This window comes from Gordonia sp. VNK1 (genome assembly GCF_040049135.1).
GTDB lineage: Bacteria > Actinomycetota > Actinomycetes > Mycobacteriales > Mycobacteriaceae > Gordonia > Gordonia oleivorans.
Window position 1 is genome coordinate 71,133 of record NZ_JBDZDJ010000007.1, and the last position, 19,497, is coordinate 90,629.

General features: G+C 66.0%; 17 protein-coding genes and 1 pseudogene. 13 read left to right on the forward strand and 5 right to left on the reverse strand.

The window, feature by feature from the left end:
* Positions 1–33: 33 nt before the first annotated feature.
* Complete coding sequence (locus ABLE94_RS10770) at positions 34–651, reverse strand: TetR/AcrR family transcriptional regulator (protein WP_348808809.1); 618 nt, start codon at positions 649–651, stop codon at positions 34–36.
* 141 nt (positions 652–792) lie between these two features.
* On the opposite strand from ABLE94_RS10770, the gene ABLE94_RS10775 reads away from it, so the two are divergent.
* The 11 genes and pseudogenes from ABLE94_RS10775 to ABLE94_RS10825 all read left to right on the forward strand — a co-directional run bounded on the left by ABLE94_RS10775 (position 793) and on the right by ABLE94_RS10825 (position 12,021).
* Positions 793–1,563: an enoyl-CoA hydratase/isomerase family protein gene (locus tag ABLE94_RS10775; protein WP_348804680.1), complete on the forward strand. Its 771-nt coding sequence runs from the start codon at positions 793–795 to the stop codon at positions 1,561–1,563.
* Positions 1,560–2,420, forward strand: coding sequence for a 3-hydroxyacyl-CoA dehydrogenase family protein (locus tag ABLE94_RS10780; RefSeq protein ID WP_348808724.1), 861 nt, complete (start codon positions 1,560–1,562; stop codon positions 2,418–2,420). The genes ABLE94_RS10775 and ABLE94_RS10780 overlap by 4 nt, the downstream gene beginning before the upstream one ends.
* Positions 2,421–2,426: 6 nt before the next feature.
* On the forward strand, positions 2,427–3,206 hold the full coding sequence (locus ABLE94_RS10785) for an enoyl-CoA hydratase-related protein (protein WP_348808725.1): 780 nt from the start codon (positions 2,427–2,429) through the stop codon (positions 3,204–3,206).
* A 58-nt stretch (positions 3,207–3,264) separates the two neighbouring features.
* A complete protein-coding gene (gene paaA / locus ABLE94_RS10790; protein WP_348804683.1) occupies positions 3,265–4,215 on the forward strand; it encodes a 1,2-phenylacetyl-CoA epoxidase subunit PaaA in 951 nt (316 codons plus the stop codon).
* Positions 4,212–4,505, forward strand: coding sequence for a 1,2-phenylacetyl-CoA epoxidase subunit PaaB (gene paaB, locus ABLE94_RS10795; RefSeq protein ID WP_348804684.1), 294 nt, complete (start codon positions 4,212–4,214; stop codon positions 4,503–4,505). Before paaA ends, paaB begins: the two co-directional genes overlap by 4 nt.
* A gap of 26 nt (positions 4,506–4,531) precedes the next feature.
* Complete coding sequence (gene paaC / locus ABLE94_RS10800; RefSeq protein WP_348804685.1) at positions 4,532–5,449, forward strand: 1,2-phenylacetyl-CoA epoxidase subunit PaaC; 918 nt, start codon at positions 4,532–4,534, stop codon at positions 5,447–5,449.
* Position 5,450: 1 nt separating this feature from the next.
* The gene (gene paaD, locus ABLE94_RS10805) at positions 5,451–5,960 is read left to right on the forward strand and encodes a 1,2-phenylacetyl-CoA epoxidase subunit PaaD (protein ID WP_348804686.1); all 510 of its coding nucleotides are present in this window, start codon (positions 5,451–5,453) and stop codon (positions 5,958–5,960) included.
* A gap of 1 nt (position 5,961) precedes the next feature.
* The gene (paaE, locus tag ABLE94_RS10810) at positions 5,962–7,065 is read left to right on the forward strand and encodes a 1,2-phenylacetyl-CoA epoxidase subunit PaaE (RefSeq protein ID WP_348808726.1); all 1,104 of its coding nucleotides are present in this window, start codon (positions 5,962–5,964) and stop codon (positions 7,063–7,065) included.
* Between the two features lie 34 nt (positions 7,066–7,099).
* Positions 7,100–8,415 (forward strand): annotated as a pseudogene (gene paaK / locus ABLE94_RS10815) (phenylacetate--CoA ligase PaaK).
* Between the two features lie 18 nt (positions 8,416–8,433).
* A complete protein-coding gene (locus ABLE94_RS10820; protein WP_348808727.1) occupies positions 8,434–9,375 on the forward strand; it encodes an AraC-like ligand-binding domain-containing protein in 942 nt (313 codons plus the stop codon).
* Positions 9,376–9,810: 435 nt separating this feature from the next.
* Complete coding sequence (locus ABLE94_RS10825; RefSeq protein WP_348808728.1) at positions 9,811–12,021, forward strand: HNH endonuclease signature motif containing protein; 2,211 nt, start codon at positions 9,811–9,813, stop codon at positions 12,019–12,021.
* Positions 12,022–12,371: 350 nt separating this feature from the next.
* On the opposite strand, the gene ABLE94_RS10830 is transcribed toward ABLE94_RS10825, so the two are convergent.
* Both ABLE94_RS10830 and styD read right to left on the reverse strand, forming a co-directional pair.
* Positions 12,372–13,484, reverse strand: coding sequence for an NDMA-dependent alcohol dehydrogenase (locus ABLE94_RS10830; RefSeq protein WP_348804690.1), 1,113 nt, complete (start codon positions 13,482–13,484; stop codon positions 12,372–12,374).
* Positions 13,485–13,533: 49 nt separating this feature from the next.
* Positions 13,534–15,021 (reverse strand): phenylacetaldehyde dehydrogenase StyD, encoded by a 1,488-nt coding sequence (gene styD / locus ABLE94_RS10835; protein ID WP_348808729.1) that lies wholly within the window; start codon positions 15,019–15,021, stop codon positions 13,534–13,536.
* 296 nt (positions 15,022–15,317) lie between these two features.
* Between styD and ABLE94_RS10840 the strand changes: the two genes are divergently transcribed.
* The gene (locus tag ABLE94_RS10840) at positions 15,318–16,316 is read left to right on the forward strand and encodes an alpha/beta hydrolase (protein WP_348804882.1); all 999 of its coding nucleotides are present in this window, start codon (positions 15,318–15,320) and stop codon (positions 16,314–16,316) included.
* Positions 16,317–16,375: 59 nt separating this feature from the next.
* Here the strand turns inward: ABLE94_RS10840 and ABLE94_RS10845 are convergent, their stop codons facing one another.
* Both ABLE94_RS10845 and kstR read right to left on the reverse strand, forming a co-directional pair.
* Positions 16,376–16,522 (reverse strand): DUF1059 domain-containing protein, encoded by a 147-nt coding sequence (locus tag ABLE94_RS10845; protein ID WP_348804692.1) that lies wholly within the window; start codon positions 16,520–16,522, stop codon positions 16,376–16,378.
* Complete coding sequence (gene kstR / locus ABLE94_RS10850) at positions 16,519–17,169, reverse strand: cholesterol catabolism transcriptional regulator KstR (RefSeq protein WP_348804693.1); 651 nt, start codon at positions 17,167–17,169, stop codon at positions 16,519–16,521. Before kstR ends, ABLE94_RS10845 begins: the two co-directional genes overlap by 4 nt.
* Positions 17,170–17,297: 128 nt before the next feature.
* Between kstR and ABLE94_RS10855 the strand changes: the two genes are divergently transcribed.
* Positions 17,298–19,487, forward strand: a complete 2,190-nt coding sequence (locus tag ABLE94_RS10855; protein ID WP_348808730.1) for an acyl-CoA dehydrogenase family protein — start codon at positions 17,298–17,300, stop codon at positions 19,485–19,487.
* The last annotated feature ends 10 nt before the right edge of the window (positions 19,488–19,497 follow it).

A 19,497-nucleotide genomic window follows, 5' to 3' on the forward strand; every position in this document is an offset into this window, starting at 1 on the left:
GGACCAAGGTCCCATGTCAAGAGGGAGGTCGCGTCAGGTGCGGGGACGACGCAATCCGTCAAAGGTCATCGCGACGACGGCGTCGGCGAGATCGTCGGCACTGATGCCGACGCGGGGGCGGTACCACTCGATCAGAGAATTGACGGTGCCGAAGAGCAATCGCGCGACCAATGCCGGGTCGACCGCGGGGGAGACGTCGCCCTCCTCCGCGGCCGCGATCACCAGGTTGCCGACGAACTCGTCGAACTCCCGCCGACGGGCAAGTGCACGTCTCTCCACGGCACTGTTTCCGCGTACCCGCAGCAGCAGGGTCACGTAGGGAAGCTCCGCAGCCAGGATCTCCACACTCCGTCTGACCAGGTATTCGAGGCGCTCGATGGACCTTCCCTCGGTGGCGCCCGTCTCGGTGGTCGCCGCGAACAGGGCATTGAGAGCACGCCCGAGGGCCAGCTCGAGGAGTTCCTGCTTGCCCGACACGTGGTGATAGATCGAGGACTTGCTGATGCCCAGCCGGTCGGCGAGCACATCCATGCTGGTGCCGTCGTAACCCTTCTCATTGAAGACCTTGACCGCTACGGCGAGCAGCGAGTCGAGGTCGTAGCCGGGGCGGCCCGGGCGGCCGGTGCGTTTCGCGGGTTTCGCGGGCTTCACCGTGGTCACCTGTTCATCAGTCACATGCTCATCATGGCAAACGCCGATGCGAGAGTCGGTAGGTATTTCGACTCAGGGGTTGCCAGCCGACCAAACAGTCGGTTATTACTAGAAGAGTCCACAGTGTGAGGAGGCTCGGAGATGTCCAGTGGTGTTGCCGAGGGCACAGCGGTGCCGGAGCTCGACGACCTGGCGCACGTCCTGATCGTCGACGGCGGTGATCGCTATGTGGTGACGCTGAACCGCCCGGACCAGCGCAACGCCATCACCGGCGAGATGATCGCGGAACTGCACCGGGTGTGCGCCGCCGTCGAACAGGCACCGAAGCCGGTCATCCTCACCGGAGCGGGTGGCACCTTCGCCGGCGGCGCCGACATCGCCCAACTCGCGCGGCGCACCCGCGACGATGCCCTTGCCGGCATCAACCGGACCCTCTTCGACCGGGTAGCGGCCCTGCCGCTGCCGACGGTCGCCGCGGTGCGTGGCTATGCGCTCGGCGGGGGAGCGGAGCTCACCTACGCGTGTGACATCCGGATTGCAGCGCCGGACGCGGTGTTCGGCAACCCGGAACCCGCACTGGGCATTCTCGCCGCAGCCGGCGCGAGCTACCGGCTGCCGCAGCTGGTGGGTACCTCGGTCGCCAAGCAGGTTCTGCTCGGCGGAGCGCGACTCGATGCCGGCACGGCCCTGCGTCACGGCCTGGTGATGGACATCTCCAACGACCCGCTCGTCGCCGCCCACGCCGTCGTCGATCGTGTGGTCACGCAATCGGCGTTGGCGCTGCGGCTGTCGAAAAAGGTCATCGACGCCCCGGGACATCACCCGTGGGCCGACGACATCGTGCAGGCCGTGCTCTTCGAGAGCGCCGACAAGGCCCAGCGGATGAGTGCATTTCTGGAGAGGAAGTCATGAGCAGCAATCAGGTTCCGGCTCGCGTGGGCGTCGTCGGCGGTGGTCGCATGGGTGCCGGCATCGCGCAGGTCTTCGCCGAACGCGGGGCCACGGTCACCATCGCCGAGACCGTCGATCAACAGGCCGCGTATCAGCGTGTCGATACCGGACTTCGACGCGCCGCCGAACGCGGCAAGCTGGACGGCCAACAAGCCGACGCCGTGCTCGCGCGGGTGAGCACCGTCGGAGCACCGGACAAACTCCCCGCCGATCTCGACCTCGTCGTCGAGGCGGTGCCGGAGAACACCGCGCTCAAACTCGATGTTTTCACCCAACTTGCGAAGACGCTCGACGCCGACACGATCATCGCATCCAACACCAGCTCACTGTCGATCACCGAACTCGGTGCGGCACTGCCCGATCCGACCCGGTTCGTTGGCATGCACTTCTTCAACCCGGTGCCCGTCTCGGAACTGGTCGAGATCGTGCGCGCGCCGCAGACCGCCACCGCGACCGTCGACGCAGTCGTCGGGTGGGCGCAGGCGCTGCGCAAGACCGCGATCGTCGTCAACGACTCACCCGGCTTCGCCACCAGCCGTCTCGGCGTGCACCTGGGCCTGGAGGCCATCCGCATGCTGGAGGAGGGCGTCGCCGACGCCGAATCCATCGATCGGGCCATGGAACTGGGCTATCGACATCCGATGGGCCCGCTGCGCTCCACCGACCTGGTGGGTCTCGACGTACGCCTGGCCGTCGCCGAACACCTCACCGCGACTTTGGGTCCGCGTTTCGAACCGCCACAGTTGCTGCGCGACAAGGTTGCTCGCGGCGAACTCGGACGCAAGAGCGGCCGCGGATTCTACGACTGGAAAGGCTGAGAGAAGATGACCACCACCCTCGAGATCGCCGACGGGCTCGCCACCATCACCCTGGCCCGCGCGAAAGCCCACAATGCGCTCGACGTCGACACCAAGGTCGCACTGCTCCAGGCGATCGACAAGGTCGCCGGCGACCGCAGCGTCCGTGCGGTGCTGCTCACGGCCGACGGCAAGAACTTCTGCGTCGGACAGGATCTCGGCGATCACGTCGCCGAACTGAAGAAATCACCCGAACACGCGATGGACACCGTCGCCGAACACTACAACCCGGTGATTCGCGCGTTGGCGGCCATCGACGTCCCCGTCGTCGCGGCCATCCGCGGAGCGTGTGTCGGCGCCGGACTCGGCATAGCGCTGACCGCCGACATCCGGATCGCCTCGCAGAACGCGACCTTCGCGACCGCCTTCGCCGGCATCGGGCTGGCCAGCGACTCCGGGCTGTCGCATCACCTCGTGTCGATGCTCGGTGCGAGCCGGGCGATGGGACTGCTGATGCTCGGCGACCGCGTCGATGCCGTACAGGCCGCCGACTGGGGACTCGTGCACCGCGTCGTCGACGACGCCGAATTCGACACGGCAGTGGACAAACTGGCGTTGCGTCTCGCGACCGGACCCACCGAGGCGTACCGCCGGATCAAGACACTCGTCGGCGCCTCCGCCGACGGCCTCGATGCGGCACTGGACCGCGAACTCGACGCCCAACGACACCTCGGGGCCACCGCCGACCACGCGGCCGCCGTGCAGGCATTCCTGAACAAGAACAAGCCGCGCTTCGCCGGCCGCTAAGCGGTTTGAGACACGCACGGCGCACGGCGACACAGCCCCCGACGACAAGGCAAGTGAGATGAGCAGCCCCACCATCGACACCACCGACCTGCAGGAGTGGTTCGACGCGACGATCGCCGACGAGGCGCGCATCGAACCACGCGACTGGATGCCCGACGGCTACCGCAAGACGCTGATCCGCCAGATCGCCCAGCACGCACACTCCGAGATCATCGGCATGCAGCCCGAGGGTAACTGGTTGACCCGCGCACCCTCGTTGCGGCGCAAGGCGATTCTGATGGCCAAGGTGCAGGACGAGGCCGGTCACGGTCTCTACCTGTACTCCGCCGCGGAGACGCTCGGTGCCGATCGTGACGACCTCACGGAGAAGCTCATCTCCGGCAAGCAGAAGTACTCGTCGATCTTCAACTACCCCACGGTGACCTACGCCGACGTCGGCACCATCGGCTGGCTTGTCGACGGAGCCGCCATCTGCAACCAGGTTCCGCTGTGCCGCAGCTCCTTCGGGCCGTACGCCCGGGCGATGATCCGGGTATGCAAGGAGGAGTCGTTCCATCAGCGGCAGGGTTACGAACTGCTCACCACCATGATGTCGGGCACCGAGGACCAACGCGCCATGGTCCAGGAATCGGTCGACCGGTTCTGGTGGCCGGCGCTGATGATGTTCGGACCGCCCGACGACCAATCGCCCAACACCGAACAATCGATGGCCTGGGGCATCAAACGCAACACCAATGATGACCTGCGACAGAAGTTCGTGGACATGAGTGTGCCGCAGGCGCAAGCACTCGGCGTCACCTTCCCCGACCCCGACCTCGCATGGAATCCCGATCGCGGACACTACGACTTCGGCGAACCCGATTGGAGCGAGTTCGCCGAGGTCGTCAAGGGTAACGGCGCCACCAATTCCCAACGCATCGCGGTGCGCCGCAACGCCCACGAGGATGGAGCGTGGGTCCGCGACGCCGCCACCGCCTTCGCCGTGCGAGAACAGGAGAATCACCGATGAGCCAGATCAAGGCGCAATGGCCGCTGTACGAGGTGTTCGTGCGCGGCAAGCGCGGACTCAACCACGTCCACGTCGGCTCTCTGCACGCTGCCGACGACGAGATGGCCTTGCGGCATGCCCGGGACGTGTACACCCGTCGCAACGAGGGAGTCAGCATCTGGGTGGTGCGCTCGAGCGACATCGTTGCCACCAGCCCGTCGGAGAAGGACCCGTTCTTCGCCCCCAGCGGCGACAAGGTATACCGCCATCCCACGTTCTACGAGATCCCCGACAACGTCCCCCACATGTGAGTGACGGCGAGGAGACGGACAGAAACATGACAGACCACGACAACGCCTATCAGGGACTCGTCGACGAGGACTCGCACGGACAATGGGCCTTCGGCACCAGCTTCGACGACCCGCTCGCCGGTGTCGACACCACGGTCCCCGACGACGTCGACCGCCATGCGCTCGCGACCTACTGCCTGATGCTGGGCGACGATGCGCTGATCAGTGCGCACCGCCTCGCCCAATGGTGCACGCATGCACCCGAACTCGAAGAGGAAGTGGCGCTGGCCAACATCGGTCTCGATCTGCTCGGCGCCGCGCGGCTGCTGCTGGCCCGTGCGGCTGCCGCCAATCCCACGGTGGTGCCACACATTTCGGACACCACACCGGTTCCGGACGAGGATGCTCTCGCGTTCTTCCGGGACGAGCAAGACTTCCGCAACGTACACCTCACCGAGGTCGACAACGGCGACTTCGCGGTCTCGATGGTCCGGCTCCTGGTCTTCGCCACCTGGCGGCTCGCCATTGTGGATCGGTTGCGGACCTCCCGTGACCCCGTCCTGGCCGCGGTGGCCGACAAGGGCGTCAAGGAACTGACCTACCATCGCGACTACGCGGCTCGTTGGATCGTCACACTCGGTTGTGGCACTAACGAATCCAAACGACGACTGGTCGGCGCCCTGGCCCAGATCAGGCCCTACGTCGACGAGCTCTTCGTCCCCACCGCCGAGGAGATCGCTCTCGCCGCGGCCGGTGTCGGCGTCGATCCCGCCACCGTGCGAGGTGAATTCGACGAGGTCATCGGACAGGTGTTGCGCGCCGCGGAGGTGCAGACACCCGAGGTGGGCCGAATCGGTCGGGTCGGCGGACGGGCCGGCCGCGACGGGCTGCACACCGAGCAGATGGGCTACATCCTCGCCGAGATGCAGAGCGTGGCACGGCGACATCCGGAAGGGGTGTGGTGAGATGACCGCCGTCGCAACACAATCACCGCGAGCGATCGTCGCCGACGTGCTCGATCCGGAGATGCCCATGGTCACCCTCGACGATCTCGGCATCATTCGTGACGTCGAGATCGACGCGACCGGTAGGGTCACGGTCACCATCACGCCCACGTACTCCGGCTGCCCCGCGATGGCCACCATCCGTGACGACATCACCTCTGCGTTGACGCGTCACGGATTCGGCGACGTCGACATCCGCACCAGTCTCACCCCGCCGTGGACCACCGACTGGATCTCGTCGGCGGGTCGAGAGAAGCTCGTCGCGGCCGGATACTCACCCCCGGCTGCGGCGCCGCGCCGGTCGGCGGGACCCATCCCGCTGACTTTGACCGCCCGTCCGCGCGCCGTCGCCTGCCCGCAATGCGGTTCCGCTCGCACACAGCTGATCTCGGAGTTCGGTGCCACCCTGTGCAAGGCGCACTACCAATGTCTGGCCTGCGCCGAGCCGTTCGACCACGTCAAGGAGATCTGACATGACGACCAGCACGACCACGGCCGTCCCGATGACCGTCCCCGCGCGCAGTAGGGGATTTCACGCCCTGACCGTCGCCGATATCGAGTCGCTGTGCGATGATGCCGTCGCCGTCCGCTTCGCCGTGCCGCCGGAACTGCACGACGAGTACGTGTTTCGTCCGGGTCAGTCGTTGACGTTGCGCCGCACCGTCGACGGTGTGGAGCACCGCCGAAGCTACTCGATCTGTGCCCCGGCGGGTACGGCGCCACGTGTCGGGGTGCGCGAGGTCAACGGTGGACTGTTCTCAAGCTGGTTGGTGAATGATGTTCGCCCCGGCGATCGCATCGAGGTCGCTCCGCCGACCGGTTCCTTTCATGCCGACCCGGATTCGGGTGGCAGACATCTGCTGATCGCGGCGGGCTCTGGTATCACTCCGATGCTGTCGATCGCGGCGTCCATGCTGGCCAACCCCGACGCCGAGGTCACCCTCATCTACGCCAACCGCAAGACACGGTCGGTGATGTTCGCCGAGGAGATCGCCGACCTGAAGGACGCTCACGGTCCGCGATTCGACATCATCCACGTGCTGTCCCGGGAACCCCGCGAGTCCGAGCTGCTCACCGGCAGGCTCGATCGCGGACGGCTCGAGGAGATCCTGACAACGGTGGTGCCCACCGCCGACATCGACCACTTCTGGCTGTGCGGCCCGCTGGGCATGGTGGAGACGGCAGAGGAGGTTCTCCGTTCGCAGGAGATCGCGAAAGACCGTATCCACCAAGAACTCTTCTACGTGGAGGCCACTCCACCACCGATGGATCGTCATCGTGAACGTGGCGCGTCAGGCCCGACCAGCGAGGTCACCCTGGTCCTTGACGGCAGGTCGGTGGCGGGCACTCTGCCGCGCGACGAGACGATCCTCGACGCCGGCGAGGACCTGCGTTCGGATCTGCCGTTCGCCTGCAAGGGCGGAGTGTGCGGGACGTGCCGTGCCAAGGTCACCTGCGGCGAGGTCGACATGCGGCGCAACTATGCACTCGACGAGTCCGAAGTGGCCGCCGGCTTCGTCCTGACCTGCCAGTCCTATCCGCTATCCGACGACGTCACCGTCGATTTCGACGCCTAGAACCCCAGCCCACCACAGAAGCATGGAGTCCACCATGACCAGCACCCTGAGCAGTCCCGCCGGCGGACCGGATACCCTCGACATCGAACACGCGAGCCGCGACCGGATCGCCGATCTGCAGTTGACCCGTTTGAAGTGGTCGTTGCAGCACGCCTACGACAACGTGCCGCACTATCGAAAGGCGTTCGACGAGAAGGGCGTTCACCCGTCTGACCTCAAGTCACTCGGCGATCTCGCCTTGTTCCCATTCACCGCGAAGACAGATCTTCGGGAGAACTATCCGTTCGGCATGTTCGCGGTGCCCCAGGATCAGGTGTCGCGGATTCACGCGTCGTCGGGAACCACCGGTCGACCCACCGTCGTCGGTTACACCACCAATGACCTCGACAACTGGGCAGATCTGGTGGCGCGCAGCCTCGCCGCAGCGGGTGTGCGGCCGTCGGACAAGGTGCACGTAGCCTACGGATACGGACTGTTCACCGGTGGCCTGGGCGCCCACTACGGCGCAGAGCGGCTGGGCTGCACCGTCATCCCATGTCGGGTGGCATGACCGAGCGGCAAATCCAGCTGATCGAGGACTTCGCCCCGGACGCCATCATGGTCACCCCGTCGTACATGCTGACGATCGTCGACGCGATGATCGCCAAGGGTATCGATCCTGCGCAGACGTCGCTGCGCACCGGCGTGTTCGGTGCCGAACCCTGGACCGAGCAGATGCGCACCGAACTCGAGGCGCAGCTGAACATGGATGCCGTCGATATCTACGGCCTGTCCGAGGTCATGGGCCCCGGGGTGGCGCAAGAGTGCGTGGAAACCAAAGACGGACTACACATCTGGGAAGATCACTTCTATCCCGAGATCATCGACCCACTCACCGGCGAGGTACTGCCCGACGGTGAGGAGGGAGAGCTGGTCTTCACCTCGCTGACCAAAGAGGCGATGCCCATCATTCGGTATCGCACCAGGGACCTGACACGCCTCTTGCCAGGGACCGCACGCACGATGCGTCGAATGGAGAAGGTGACCGGACGCACCGATGACATGATCATCCTGCGTGGGGTCAACCTGTTTCCCACCCAGATCGAGGAACTCATCCTGACGTTGCCGCCGCTGGCCCCGCAGTTCCAGTGCGTGCTCGACCGGCCCGGCCGGATGGATACCCTGACGGTGCATGTCGAGTATCGTCCCGATGTCTCCGCCGATCACCGTGAACCTGCTGCGCATTCGCTGAAGAAGCTCATCAAGGATCGGATCGGCGTTACCGTGGATGTGGCCATTGCCGAACCGGGTACCCTTCAGCGGTCGACGGGCAAGGCAAAGCGATTGGTGGACAACCGGCCGAAGGCTTGACGAGAGTGGTGTGACCCGATGACGATGTGCGACCGGCCGCTGGATTTCGAAGGATGGCGCGAGGCGATCTCGCAGACGTTCGTCCCTCTCGATGCGACGCCACTCACTCCCGGATTCGGATCGTTCGAGGGTGGGCTGAACAGTCGCTCACTCGGTGACCTGCAATTGTCGGAGGTGCTGGGATCGTCGGCGCATGTTCGTCGATCTCCTAGCACCATTCGGCGTTCCGATCCGGGCGTGATCAAGGTCGCGTTACAGATGTCGGGCACGTCGACGGTGACCCAGTATGAACGTCAGGCCGCGCTGGGTCCCGGTGACCTGGCCGTCTACGACACCAGCGAGCGTTATGATCTCGCCCTCGCCGGCTCCTTCGACATGCTGGTGGCGGTGCTACCGCGAGATTCTTTGCGTATCAGCGATTCAGAGTTGCGTGACGCCACAGCCCGGGCGATTCCGACCACGTCGGGAGTCGGTGCGCTACTGCACCCGATGCTGATAGCCCTGCGGGCGTCGTCACCCGACGACTCCGGAACAGTGGGGCAAACCCTGGTGACCGATGCCGTGGCCGATTTGGTGAGCGCGGCGCTGCGGGCCTGTGCGCCGGATGAGTCATTGGGTGCGGGCGAAACGATCCTGCTGTCGGCGCGCTCGTATATCGACGGCCACCTCTGCGACGCAGATCTGACGCCGTCGGCCGTCGCGGCGCACCACCATGTGTCACTGCGCTACTTGCAGAAGCTGTTCGAACACGACGGACACAGTGTCGCCGGCTTCATCCGGCAGCGTCGTCTCGACCGGTGCCGGCGAGACCTCGCCGATCCCGCGCAAGCGCATCGCAGCGTCGGATCGATCTGTGCAGCAAACGGTCTCGTTGATGCCGCGCACTTCTCTCGGTTGTTCAAGAGTGCCTACGGGATGAGTCCGCGCCAGTACCGCGACGGCCACTTGTCGGTCCACTGACCTGTCCGCTGGTCGAGACCCTCATCTCGCCGGTCGAGAAACCCCGTCACGCCGGTCGCGCACCCATCCTGCAGTCGCGCACCATGATTCCGCCAGTCGAGACCCCTCACTCCCGCTGGTCGCACACCCTCATCTCGCTGGCGAAGCCCTCTATCCCGCCGATCGCGCCTCTATCCTGCAGACCGTGCCTCTATCTCGCCGCTCGCGCCTCGCCTCTGTCCTGCAGACCGAGACCCCTATTTCGTTGGTCGAGCCGGGCGGAGCGCTAGCGGAGCCCGTGTCGAGACCTCGCAAGCCGACGCCGGGAACCACACCACCCCAGACACATTCACCCATCCGCACCCTGTGAATAGAAAATACTTGCGAGCGATGTAGGGAAAGGCTAGAATAGAACACACACGCCACAACGGCCTTCTCGGGGGAGGTGACATCAGCATGACAGACACCACCGACAATCTCGTGTCGCGACCACTGGCGCTGATGCACCAGATCACCGCGTTGCTCGACGAACTGGCCACCACCCCGATGACCGCCTGCTCCGACACCGAAGTCATCGAGGCAGCGAAACTCTCCGAACAGATCGCCATGCGGACTCACTTCCAAGGTGACCGGGCGATCCTGGAAATCTCTGATCGTGGTGTGCACCGCAAGGTCGGCAAAGTCAGCCTGTCAAATTTTCTGAACTACGATCTGCGGATCGCGCAACCCACCATGCGCATCGCTCATATGAAGGCCACCGCCCGATTCCACGGACTGACCGGACAACCCGAGGAACCGAAATACCCCACCCTGTCGGCCGCCTATGAGAAGGGCCTGATCGGTCACACCCACCTGTCCGCGGCACTCGAAGCCCTGGACAACATCCCCAACGCCGTCCCGCACGACAAGAAAGCCGCGGCCGAAGCCACCCTCGGTGAGAAAGCCACCGAACACATCCCGGCCGACATCACCAAGATGGGTGCCCGGATCCTGGCGCACCTCGACCCCGACGGACAGTTGGTCGAGGAGAAAGAACGCCAACAGCGCCGCAACCTGTGGATCAACCAGTCCCGAGTCGATGGAATGGCCAAACTCAACGGGCACCTACCCCCCATCACCCGCGCCCTGTGGGACACCATGCTCGACGCCTGGGCCAAACCGGGAATGAACAATCTTGGAGATGCGGAATCGCCGACCGGCGCCATCGGCGACGCCGACCCCGACCAACTCGCGGCGGCGGTCAAACGTGACGACCGTTCCCAAGCGCAACGCAATCATGATGCCATGCACGTCCTGTTGGTGTCGGCGATGAAAGAAGGCGTGCTCGGCAAGACGCATCGGGGTTTGCCGGTCGCGTTGATCATCAAAACCTTCCTGCAAGATCTCCTCGCCGGCGCCGGGTATGCCACCACCGCCTCTGGTTCGACCATTCCGATTCCCGATCTTCTGAGTGCGTTGGGGGACATCAAGGATCCCAACGATCTGCAGCAGTTCCTGGCGGTGTTCTCCGACGCCATCGACCTCCCGTTGTATCTGGGGCGGTCCCGACGGTTGGCGTCGACCGAGCAGCGGATCGCGTCGTTCTCCCGCACCGGTGGCGAGGTGTGCTCGTTCCCCGGCTGCGGGCAACCCGCCTCCCACTCGGAAATGCATCACGCCAAAGAAGACTGGGCCAACGGCGGGAAAACCGACATCACCGACCTCGCCCCCGCGTGCGGGCCGCACAACCGGATGGTCGGCCCCAACCCCGGCCAGTACACCACCGGCATCTACGAGAACGGCCCCCTCGCGGGACGCTGCTGGTGGCAACTCAACGCCGCACCCGGCATGCCGGCAAACCCGAAGATCGTCAACGACCATCCCGACATCACCGCCCTGTACGAGCAGAAACTCGACCAGATCCGCGAACAGATCCACGGCGACCACAGCGATGACACCAGCGGCACCGCCACCGATCGTGGTGCCGGCGCAACCGAACCCGACGCCACCGACGTGGTTGATGTCGAAGTAGTCGATGCCGAAACTGCTGACGTCGAAGCCGACGCCGCTGACGCTGACGCTGACGCAGGTGGTCAGGCCGAGTCGGTCGATGCGGACGCCACCATCGACGACGATGTACCGGCCGAGTCCGACGTTGACAGCGACTACGCACACGAGGACGCGGCACCGACCGTCAAGGCCGAAACCCCTTCCGACCGTGGTGTTTCGAGCGACCATCAGGCTCCGACCGCCGACTCCTCGACGATCGACAACGCAGACCGCATCGACCAGGACGACGACCACGATGCCGACATCTGCAATCAGCCCGGCCCAGCCGTCGACGAATACGACTCAGGCGCAGACCAATCCGATCCGGTTGAGCCCCGACCATCCGACCAGCGAGACGGGCCCGACGCCACCGGCGACGAGCACCCGACAACCCTGGTGTCACCAACACCGGGAAGATCGACCTGGTCATCTTCGATGGCGACGGTGTTCCGATCACCGACGATCCCGACGACCCTGCCACTGCTGCCGGGCTGGAACGTGCCTCACGCACCCGTATCAACGTCAGTGACACGGCCACCGAAGGACGGGCACGCGAGCGCCTCATCCGTCTCGGCGGCATCCGTGCCAGCCGCGTCGACGTCGAACGTGAGCTCGAGGAACTGGCCGCCATCGGCATGAACCCACGCAACAGCCGAATCGAACGTGTCCTGGCCGCCCGGCTCCACCACCGGCTCGACACCTCCTGAACCAGCCCCGCCCACCGGTACTGACCGGGCCGCACTGCCACAGAAACGTTGTGGTGGTGGGGAGTTCCAGACTTTCCTTGCGAGGTCTCGACTCGCGGCTCGCCCTGGGGGTTCGCCACGGTTCGACCGACGGGTAGAGACTCGACCGGCGAGGTGGGCGACTCGACCAGCGGATCAAGGGCCCGGCTCGCCGGCGGTGCGGTCGAGCCGGGCCCGAGTGATGAAGGTGCGGGCCTATCCGACGGGCGACGGGTCGAGGTCGAGGACACTCGCCTCGCCGGATCAGTACATGATCACGCCACGAACGTTCTCGGCCCTGCGCATTGCCGCGTATCCGTCGTTGACCTGGTCGAGAGTGTAGGTGCGGGTGATCATCTCGTCGAGTTTGAGCTGACCCTCCATATACAGCCGCAGCAGGTGGGGGATGTCGAAGCGGATGTTGGCGTTGCCGAACCAGGCGCCCTTGAGGGTCTTTCGCATGGCGGTCAGGTCGAACAGGCTCATGGTGACGTCGGTGGCGGTGAGGTCACCGACCGAGACCTGCACGCACACACCGCCCTTGGCGACCAGACTCATGGCTGGGCCGACCAGGTCGCCGCGCGCCACGTCGACGGTGATGAGGACCTTGTCGGCGAGTTGTCCCCAGGTGATGTTCTGCAAGAGCGTCAGTGCTTCGTCGATCGTGGCCACCGCGTGCGTGGCGCCGAAGATCTTCGCCTGTTCACGCTTGAACTCGGAGGGATCGACGAGAACCACATGCCGAGCGCCGGCGAGCGAAGCCCCCTGTACTGCACCGCAACCCACTCCACCCATACCGAGCACGACAACGGTCTCACCCGCCGAGACGCCGGCGGCGTACACCGACGAGCCCCATCCGGTGGTGACGCCGCAGCCGACGAGGGCGGCCTTATCGAGGGGGATGTCCTTGGTGAGCTTCACACACGATGCCTCGTTGACCACCGTCACCGGGGCGAAAGTGCCCAGCAGACACATGAGGCCCGCGTCCTGACCGTTGACGTGGTGGCGTGCGGTTCCGTCGGAGAGCTGCACCCCGGCAAGGAGATTGGCGCCGAGATCGCAGATGCTTGACATGCCCTTGGCGCACGACGGACACCGACCGCACGCCGGGATGAAGCCCAGTGCCACGTGGTCGCCGACCTCGACGGACTTGACGCCCGGCCCGATCTCGGTGACCACGCCGGCACCTTCATGTCCACCGATGTAGGGGTACATGCCGACAGGCACGCTGCCGTCGCGTACATGCTCGTCGGAGTGACACATTCCCGACGCGGCGAGTTCCACTTTCACTTCGCCGTACTTTGGGGCGTCGAGTTCTAGTTCCTCGATCTTCCAGTCCTGACCGGGTTCCCACAGGACCGCTGCCTGAGTCTTCATGAGTGACTTCCTCTTCTGGTGATGGTTGACGGGTTGGAGAGTTGTGCTTTCACAGGACGACGGTGACGACCTTCTCCTCGGTGTTGGCGACGATGCCCGCCCACCCGAGTTCGCGGCCGACGCCGCTGGTCTTCATGCCGCCCCACGGGAGTGCCGGATCGATTGCGGCCCAACCGTTGACCCACACCGCCCCCGCGCGCACCTGCCCGGCGAGCGAGTGGGCCTGGGCCACATCTGATGTCCAGATGCTGGCCGCCAGGCCGTAGGCGGTGTCGTTGGCGATGCGGATGGCTTCGTCGGCATCGTCGAATGGGATCACCGTGCCCACGGGGCCGAAGATCTCCTCGCGGGCGATACGCATGTCGTTGGTGGCGTCGGCAAAGATGGTGGGCTGCACGAAGAATCCCTCGACTCCACCGCGCTCTCCACCGGCGACCAGTCGTGCTCCGTCGGTGCGCCCGGCCTCGATGTAGTCGAGCACCGTATCGCGTTGCTTGGCGTTGACGAGGGCGCCCATCGTGGTGGCCGGGTCCAACGGATCGCCGAGCACCTGAGCAGCGGCGGCGGCCGCGAGACCCTCGACCACCTGGTCGTAGTGCGAACGGTGTACCAGCACACGGGTTCCGGCGGCGCACACCTCGCCCTGGTTGAAGAACAGGCCCATCGCAGCGCCGTTGATCGCAGCTTCGACGTCGGCGTCGGCCAGGATGATCTGCGGTGACTTGCCACCGAGTTCGAGGGTCGTGCGTTTGAAGGTGTCGGCCGCCACCTTCAGGATGTGGCGTCCGACGCGAGGGCTGCCGGTGAAGCTGATCTTGTCGACGTCCGGGTGGGCGACGAGCGCCTCGCCGGCCACCTCACCGAGACCGGGCACCACATTGACCACACCGTCGGGCAACCCGGCCTCGATCAACAGCGATGCCAGATGCAGGATCGACAGCGGTGCGTCCTCCGGTGGCTTGACCACCAGGGTGTTGCCCGCGGCCAGTGCCGGTGCGAGTTTCCAGGCCGCGATCATGAGCGGTGTGTTCCACGGGATGATCGCGCCGATCACACCGACCGGTTCACGCACCGTGTAGGAGTGGGTGGGCCGTCCGAAGTATCCGGCGGTCGGGATCGACTGACCGGTGATCTTGTCGGCCCACCCGGCGAAGTGACGGAAGGTGCCGGCGGCGTTGGGGATGTCCAGCATGGACGGTTGGCCGATCGGCTTGCCGATGTCGAGGGCCTCGAGGCGGGCGAGGAGGTCGCCGTCGCGCTCGATGAGATCGGCGACGCGATGGAGGATCGCACCGCGAGCCGCTCCTGGCGCGGCGGCCCAGTCGCCGCTGAGCTGAGCCCGGGCGGCACGCACCGCGTCATCGATGTCCTCGGCAGATCCGGCGGCGACCTCGACCAGTCGCAGGCCGGTCGCCGGGTTGAGGTCGGTGAAGGTGGCGCCGTCTCGGCCCGGTCGCCAGGCGCCGCCGATGAGGATCTCGGTGTGCACCCCGTCGGGTAGTGCGCTGTCGACGATGGTCGTGTCCAATGCCGTCATGACCTCTCCATTTCTGTCGTGAGCCCGCCCGTTCGGCGAACGCGATGTGACTGCTGCCACAAGTCTGCGAATCGGCGAGAGCTATTACTTGCACGTCTGCGCATGAGTGGTTGACGGAACGCGCACGGTGAGGCGAGACGGTCTCGGTTATCGTCACAACTGGCTAACAACGGCAGTCTCGATTTCCGAGACCTGACCCATGCCGGATAAACTTGCCGGGATTGGGGCTGTTGTGACTAAAGGGGTTGATGGTGCGTAAGGGAATCACTCGTACGCTTGTGGCGTCGGTGACCGCGATGGTGATTGCGACGGGCACGGGACTTGGCGTCGCTGCGGCAGACCCCACGGGTACGTCACCCACCAACCCGTCGAACCCGGCGCCGATGAACGTCTCCAAGATCGAGACGCTGGTGCACGACTCCGCTCAGCAGGTCACCGCGATCGTCTACTCGGCGTCGATGAACAAGCTGATCCCGGTCACGATTCTGCGCCCCAAGGACACCAGCAAGCCCGCACCCACGCTCTATCTCCTCAACGGCGCCGGCGGTGGCGAGGATTCGGCCACCTGGGCGGCGAAGACCAGCTACACGCAGTTCTTCGCCGACAAGCATGTCAACGTCGTCACGCCGATCGGTGGCGCCTTCTCCTACTACACCGACTGGCAGCAGGACGACCCGGTACTCGGTCGCAACAAGTGGACGACCTTCCTGACCAAGGAACTGCCCCCGCTGATCGACAGGGAATTCGACACCACCGGGGAGAACTCCATCGCCGGCATCTCGATGGCCGGCACGTCGGTGCTCAACCTCGCGATCGCCGCCCCGCACCTGTACCGGTCCGTCGCGGCCTACAGCGGTTGCGCCCGAACCAGCGACCCGCTGGGCATGACCTACATCCGGATGGTCGTCGGCGACCGCGGCCGCGGCAATATCAACAACATGTGGGGCACCCCCGGCGGACCCGGCTGGGTGGCCAACGATCCCTACATCAACGCCGGCAAGCTCAAGGGCACCAAGGTCTACATGACCAGCGGATCGGGTCTGCCCGGGCCGAACGATCAGCTGAACGCACCCCTGATCGACGGAAACCCGGTCACCCTGGGCAATCAGATTCTGCTGGGTGGGGTCATCGAGGCCGCGGTCAACCAGTGCACCGTGCAGATGGCGCAGCGGATGAACGAGCTCGGCGTCGTCAACCGGGTGTCATTGCGGCCCGTCGGCACGCACTCCTGGGCCTACTGGGAGCAGGATCTGCACGACACCTGGCCGATGATCGCCGCAGATCTGGCGAAATAGGCCGCGCACCCGGTCGCGATTGGGCCGGCCAGGCGCCGCAAGTATCAGTACGCCGCAGATCAGTACGCCATGAACAGGATCTCGTTGCGCGAGTATTCGTGCCCGGGATGGTTCTCCGCCAGATGCTTACGCACGATCTCGACCAGTTCGTCTTCGTCCGCGCCGCGCAGCATGTCGCCGCAGGGGCAGGTCAGCCGCGTTTTCACGAGGCACTCACCCGATCCTTCAGGAGCAGGCGGACGGTCAGTTCGAGCCGGTTGGTGACGTCGGTCGCCGACGCGCGTCGGGTCAGCCACTGCACGAGATTCGACATCCACACATCGGCGAGCACGCGGGCGATCGCGAGATCTTCCTCGGTCGGTTCGCCCTCGTCGACGATCGCGTTGGCGAGGAGTCGATCGATGATCGAGGCGACCTGGTCGACTTCGGCGGTCGCCGACGCGTCGGCGAACATGAATGCCCGCGTCATCGCCTCGGTGAGCAGCGGGTCGCGTTGCATCGCGAAGGTGATCATGTCCAGCACGTGGCGGAGACGCTCGATGGCGTTGTCGCCGCGCAACTGTGACCGGTCGACGCGCGATTCGACGCGGGCCAACTCGCGTGCCAACGACGTCACCAGCAGGTGCACCTTGGACGGGAAGTAGCGGTAGAGGGTGCCGACGGCGACGTCGGCCTTCTCCGCGACCGTCCGCATCTGCACCGCGTCGTAGCCGCCCTTGGATGCCAATGCCAGGGTGGCGTCGAGGATGCGGCGACGCCGGTCTCGCTGGGCGGCCGATCCGCTCTCGGTGGGGGAACCCGTGTCTGCGGTGCCGGATTCCGGAACCGTCACGGCATTGTCAGATGCGGCCATGTGCTCTCGGGCTTCCTCACGTCGGTGGTCGGCGGACTGATGGCGGGATGGCTACCGCGCGTACAGTACTCATGGCATATTAGAACAGGTTCTAGTTCTTGGTCACCTAATCGGCACAGAGGATTCCCGTGACACTCGCCACGTCCCCCGAACAGATCGCCGTCTGCGAGGCCATCGCGGCCTGGGCCGCGAAGGTCGGCACCACCGATATCGCCCGTGCGCACCTGGACAAACCCGACGATCAGGTGGGCGAGCTATTCGCCCAACTCGCCGACTTCGGTGTCGTGTCGGCCATTGTCCCAGAATCGCACGGCGGCTTGGGCGCGTCCTGCGCCGACGTCGCCGCGATGGTCGAACGCTGCGGCCGGTCGCTGGTACCCGGTCCGATCGCCGAGACCGTCGCGACCGCGCTCGCGCTGACCCGCGCCGACGATCCCCGCGCAGCCGCGCTGCTCGAATCCGTGATCGCGGGCGCGACGCCGGGCGTCGTTCCGGCGCGAGCGCACATCGAGGCGTTCACGGTCGGCGATGGCGAAGTCGACCTCGGCGTGGTGCCCGGCTACGTCGACGGCGCCGCAATCCTGCTTCCGGCGGTGACGGGGACGATGCCCGGTTCCTGGTGGGTCATCCCACCCGGTGTCGGGAAGCGGGTGGTGGACGTCGAGACGCCGGTCGACGGTGCCGCCCCGACCGCCCGCGTGCGCATCGGTGGCGTCGGCCCCGACGACCTGATCGACTGCGGCGGCGGCCCGGTGATCGCCGGCGTGCTGAGTGCGGCTCGCACCGCATACCAGAGCGGCGTGTGCCGGTGGGCCCTGACGACCGCGGTCGACTACGCCACGGTGCGCACTCAATTCGGTGCGCCGATCGGGTCCTTCCAGGCCGTCAAACACATCTGCGCCGACATGCTGTGTCGCACAGAGCAAGTCGAAGCGGCGGCGTGGGATCTCGCGCGCGCCGTCGACGACGCCATGGCGGCCGCACCCGACGATGCAGCCGGCGAGCGGGCCCGCGAGCAACTCGAGTTGAGCAGACTCGCCGCCGAGATCCTCGTCGCCGACCTGCCCGTCGCGGTGACCAAGGACTGCATCCAGATCCTCGGTGGCATCGGCTTCACCTTCGAACACGACGCCCACCTGTACCTGCGCTCGGCGATGGTCGCCCGCGCCCTGCTGGGACAGGGGCACCCGGCCCGCGCCGAGCTCGCCCGGCGGGGCCTGCGGGGTGACCGACGCGACTTCGAGATCGATCTGTCGGCGGTCGAGCACCGTCGTGACGAGGTTCGTGACGTGGCCGAAAAGGTCGCGGCGACAGACGAATCCGGGCAACGCCGGTTGCTGGCCGATGCCGGCTACCTCATGCCGCACTGGCCCGCCCCACACGGGATCGGTGCCGACCCTGCGTTGCAGCTGCTCATCGACGCCGAGTTCGACCGCGCCGCGGTGATCCGGCCGGATCTGGTCATCGGGGCGTGGGCCATCCCGACGATCCTCGAACACGGCACCGACGCGCAGCGCGAGCGGTTCGTGGCGCCGACGCTGCACGGGGACATCGTGTGGTGCCAGCTGTTCAGTGAACCCGAGGCCGGTTCCGACCTGGCCGCGCTGCGTACCCGGGCGACCCGGGTCGACGGGGGCTGGCGGTTGTCCGGGCAGAAGATCTGGACCTCGCAGGCCCACAACGCGCAGTGGGGGATCTGTCTGGCCCGCACCGACGCCGACGCGCCGAAACACAAGGGCATCACCTACTTTCTGGTGGATATGGCCGCCGCCGGCATCGACATCCGGCCGCTGCGCGAACTCACCGGACGGGCCAACTTCAACGAGGTCTTCCTCGACGATGTGTTCGTGCCCGACGACTGTGTGGTCGGTGAGGTCAACGGCGGATGGCGGTTGGCCCGCACGACCCTGGCGAATGAGCGTGTCGCGATGGGCGGGTCGGGTCTGGGCAAGGAGATGGATGCGCTGCTCCGGCAGATCGCGCAGATGTCCCGGCCGCTGACCGACGCCGAGATGTCCGGGCTGGGACGACTCGTCGCCGACGCCCACATCGGCCGCGTCCTCGATGCCCGGGCGGTCACGCGACGCCTGGCCGGACACGACCCGGGGGCGCTGTCGAGTGCGCGCAAGCTGATCGGCGTCGCCCATCGTCAGTCGGTGCCGGAACTCGCCGTCGACCTGCTCGGTGTCGACGCCGTCGCGGCGACTGACGCGTCGGAGCTGTTGTTGCAGAACCGGTGCCTGTCGATCGCCGGCGGAACCACCCAGATCCTGCGGACCGCGGCCGCTGAGCGGATTCTCGGACTACCCCGCTCCTGACGCTCCCGTC